This is a genomic window from Candidatus Margulisiibacteriota bacterium (assembly GCA_028706105.1).
Lineage (GTDB): Bacteria > Margulisbacteria > Riflemargulisbacteria > GWF2-35-9 > DYQY01 > DYQY01.
This window is the reverse complement of record JAQWCF010000131.1, coordinates 1-3507: the sequence shown is the minus strand read 5'-3', so window position 1 is coordinate 3507 and position 3507 is coordinate 1. Positions and strand designations below refer to the sequence as shown.

The following is a 3507-nucleotide window of genomic DNA, read 5'->3' as shown; positions in this document are numbered from 1 at the left end:
CTCATAACCCAAAGGTCGTCAGTTCGAGTCTGGCTCCCGCAACCATAAACTATTCGAAACTTACAGTTTCTCAAGTTCATGGCTGCGCCTAGTATGTGTACATTCCCTTATTTATATACTTTATCTATTTAGAATAGTTTATGCAGTGTACTCAAACGTAGTGAGTAGTTCACTGCCACTATAATTCTCAGCCTGAGGCTGATCAAGTTCATGGCTGCGCCTAGTATGTGTACATTCCCTTATTTATATACTTTATCTATTTAGAATAGTTTATGCAGTGTACTCGAACGTAGTGAGTAGTTCACTGCCACTATTATTTGCTATAATCAACATATGTTAGAAGAATTTTTCTATGTGTATGTACTACAAAATGAATTTGATAATAAATTCTATATCGGGTATACAAATAATCTTGAAAGAAGAATTAACGAGCATCATCAAGGAAAAAATATATCTACAGCCAAACGTCTACCATTAAAACTAATCTACTTTGAAGGACATCTTTCAAAAACAGATGCAGAACGTAGAGAAAGATACTTTAAAACAAATAAAGGCAAAACAACTTTAAGACAAATTGTTAGAAATTCACTTAATACCTAAGCAATTGAATCTTTTTTTATGTTTTTTGGCTCTTCACCAACAAGTGGGGCAGACAATTTATTTAACAACATTTTTATAGTAAGTAGCTCGACCTTTCCCTAATCTTTCAATGTAGCCTTGTTTAATGAGTTTATTAAAATCAATGTTTCTGGTTGGCTTTGCTCTTATGGTAAGCCGTGCGTAGTCTTTATCAGTAATATATCCATGCTTATTTATGTAATTTAATATTTGATGATGGTAGTCCTTGAGTTCCGTATCTGGCGTTAATGCTGACGTCTTTAATTCTTGTCCAACTCTCAATAACTCATCTATGATTCCGTCAGTAAAATACTCAAGCCAAGGGGTAAAATCCACAGCATCTTTAATCTCATAATAATTTCCTTTAATCCCAACCATTTCAAAATATTTACTAACATTATTATTATAGTAATTCTCGAAACTAAATAAATTAAAAGTATTAAGCCCCATGGTTGCCAATATAAGTTTTGTTACTAAACGAGCAGTCCTGCCATTACCATCAACAAAAGGATGGATAATCACAAATTGTTTATGAAATATTCCAGCTAAAATTAACGGATCTATTAACGATTTATTTGTATTAGCAAAAATTATAAGTTCCTCCAGTTGCTTTTTTATATCAGCGTGATCTGGTGGTAAATATATTGTCTGACGTTTTTTGGGATCATTAACAAAAACAGACTCTTGTCTTAGCTTACCAATTTGAAATTTATTAAGTAGCTTACTGGTTACTCCTTTGTGAATTTTCAATATTAAAGAGAGATCAAAACCTATAATACTTTGACTTATATAATCCTTCATATTTATAAGAGTGTCATTATAATTGATAATTTCTTGTTCGCTGTCTCTTAAATTTTGAGGTTTATTCTTTAGTATTCTCTTAACTTCTGTTAATGGAAGCGGGTTACCCTCAATACTTGTTGAAGAAAAAGCAGATATTTCACGTGCCGAACTTTCCATTTTAGTTAAAACGATTGAATTGTATTGTTTTGAGTTTAATTCAAATATAAGGATTGAAATACGTTTAATGTTTAACAATAACTTACTCGTAATAGTATATTTAGGAACAAACATAATTAGCCTTATATTAGACGATAATTAGACGATAGTCAAGTTTAACAGGCTGCCAAGCCGAAACTTACGAGTGCATGTATGCCAGTGGGCTATGTGTTTGTATTTTCCTCATATTCCTAAATCTTTAAACAATTCCTTAGCAGAATTAAATCCCTCTATATTCTTTCCTTCCTTAGCATCTTGTATTGCCTCCATTGTTTCTTTAGGTAATTTTAGCTCAAAAGGAATTCCGCCTTCAGTTAATATTTTTGCAAAAAACATATTAATAGCTTCTGATGAAGAGATCCCCAATTTATGCAATACAATTTCAGCTTTATTTTTTAGGTCATAGTCCATTCTGGCGCTAACTCTAGCAGTCTTTAATCTGTCTATTGTTGTCTTAGTCATAATATTTTCTCCTTATGTATTCCGTTGTACCCCAAATGGCGTACAATAAACATAGTGTTTGTGAAATATATTTCAGTTTATATACTTATCTTTCCCCGAATTTTATACATAAATCAATAACGTGTATAATTTTATGACTATTTTTTACACAATCTATACACACAATGGGTTATATATAGTAAAAATAGTGGAGCTACTGAAAAAATTAAATTATGGTCACACGACCAGAATTGGCAAAAACAGTACTACATCCAGCTAGCAATATAGACCCAGTTTCCAACATCCAGAATGGGTGGCTTCACGGTCCACTTTCCTTTAAGTCCTTTGGCTTGTGCAGCAAGTGCAAAATGGCACATAGCAATGCCCATATCCAGCCGCTGAAGTTCAACCCCAGGAAAGCGCTGACTGTAAGCCTTGTCTTCATCAAGAAAGAGATGAAAGGTATCCTGCTGTTTATCTTTAATGATTCTCCAAGGTTGCTTATTCGATGCTGAAGGCGCCATCCGCACAGCAGCTAGAACCGGTTCATAAGTACTTGCACCGCCAGATGATAATGGTGTCTTGTTGTCTACCAGAAAGAACAACTCCTCAAAAGGCTTTCTGCTACTTGAATTAACTAATTTACGAATCATACGATCACGCACCGTGGTTCTGCTTGCGCGATAACCCAATGGTGTCACCGCTGGTAGTATTTCCGAAGGCAAAAGCTCGATTTTTTCTCCGAATTCACTACGGTTCAGGAATCCACCAAGCCAGCAAGTGCCCAGCCCCAACTCTGTAGCCTTGAGGATAGCGCCTTCCATACAATAACCAAAATCTTCCATGTTGTTTTTATCTGCAGCAACAGCACCCGCAAGATAAATATGAGCATTGGTTATAACTCCATACGTACCAAGAGCTTTCAGTTGACTTAGGTCTTTGCCGGTCATATCGACCAAATCAAATCGAACCTCATTACCAAACGGGCCGATATTATTATTGGCAAGGAAATCCATTAGTTCCTTTTGTTTGTCTGCCTCAACCACTTGATTAGAGTAGGCTCTTACTGATGTTCGCGCTTCGATGATTTTTAGCATGTCCATAAGGATAGTATAATACGAAAGATACAAGGTATCTATAGTCCCCCTTTTTAGCAGTAAGGGAAAATCAATTCAGTACTAACAATATCCATTTACTAAAAAATAGGTTCTTTTTCTAAAATATAAAAATCGTAGATATTTAGACGTCATTTAACCATAAAATTTGTATTTGTTTTAAATAAACCCCATTAATTGAACTGAAGAACCGTACGGAAGCGAAATATTTAAGACTTAATGAAATGAGCGTGGGAAAATCAGGACGATTTTCCAGGACAACCGACCCAGGACAGGGGAGTTTGTCCGTTAGTGAATGAATTTAGTCTTAGAATAAGCGAGAGTCCGTGTTCTT

4 protein-coding genes are annotated in these 3507 nt (G+C 34.9%); 1 reads left to right on the top strand and 3 read right to left on the bottom strand.

What is annotated here, in order from left to right:
* Positions 1-333: 333 nt before the first annotated feature.
* On the top strand, positions 334-600 hold the full coding sequence (locus PHF25_09215) for a GIY-YIG nuclease family protein (protein ID MDD4528188.1): 267 nt from the start codon (positions 334-336) through the stop codon (positions 598-600).
* Between the two features lie 57 nt (positions 601-657).
* Here the strand turns inward: PHF25_09215 and PHF25_09210 are convergent, their stop codons facing one another.
* The 3 genes from PHF25_09210 to PHF25_09200 all read right to left on the bottom strand — a co-directional run bounded on the left by PHF25_09210 (position 658) and on the right by PHF25_09200 (position 3161).
* Positions 658-1692 (bottom strand): Fic family protein, encoded by a 1035-nt coding sequence (locus PHF25_09210; GenBank protein MDD4528187.1) that lies wholly within the window; start codon positions 1690-1692, stop codon positions 658-660.
* 108 nt (positions 1693-1800) lie between these two features.
* The gene (locus PHF25_09205) at positions 1801-2079 is read right to left on the bottom strand and encodes a type II toxin-antitoxin system RelB/DinJ family antitoxin (GenBank protein MDD4528186.1); all 279 of its coding nucleotides are present in this window, start codon (positions 2077-2079) and stop codon (positions 1801-1803) included.
* A gap of 245 nt (positions 2080-2324) precedes the next feature.
* Positions 2325-3161: a nitroreductase family protein gene (locus tag PHF25_09200; protein MDD4528185.1), complete on the bottom strand. Its 837-nt coding sequence runs from the start codon at positions 3159-3161 to the stop codon at positions 2325-2327.
* Between the last annotated feature and the right edge of the window lie 346 nt (positions 3162-3507).

Excerpts from the sequence above, each read along its gene's own strand:
- PHF25_09215 (MDD4528188.1), top strand. The coding sequence starts at position 334 with ATGTTAGAAGAATTTTTCTATGTGTATGTACTACAAAATGAATTTGAT.
- PHF25_09210 (MDD4528187.1), bottom strand. The coding sequence starts at position 1,692 with ATGTTTGTTCCTAAATATACTATTACGAGTAAGTTATTGTTAAACATT.
- PHF25_09205 (MDD4528186.1), bottom strand. The coding sequence starts at position 2,079 with ATGACTAAGACAACAATAGACAGATTAAAGACTGCTAGAGTTAGCGCC.
- PHF25_09200 (MDD4528185.1), bottom strand. The coding sequence starts at position 3,161 with ATGGACATGCTAAAAATCATCGAAGCGCGAACATCAGTAAGAGCCTAC.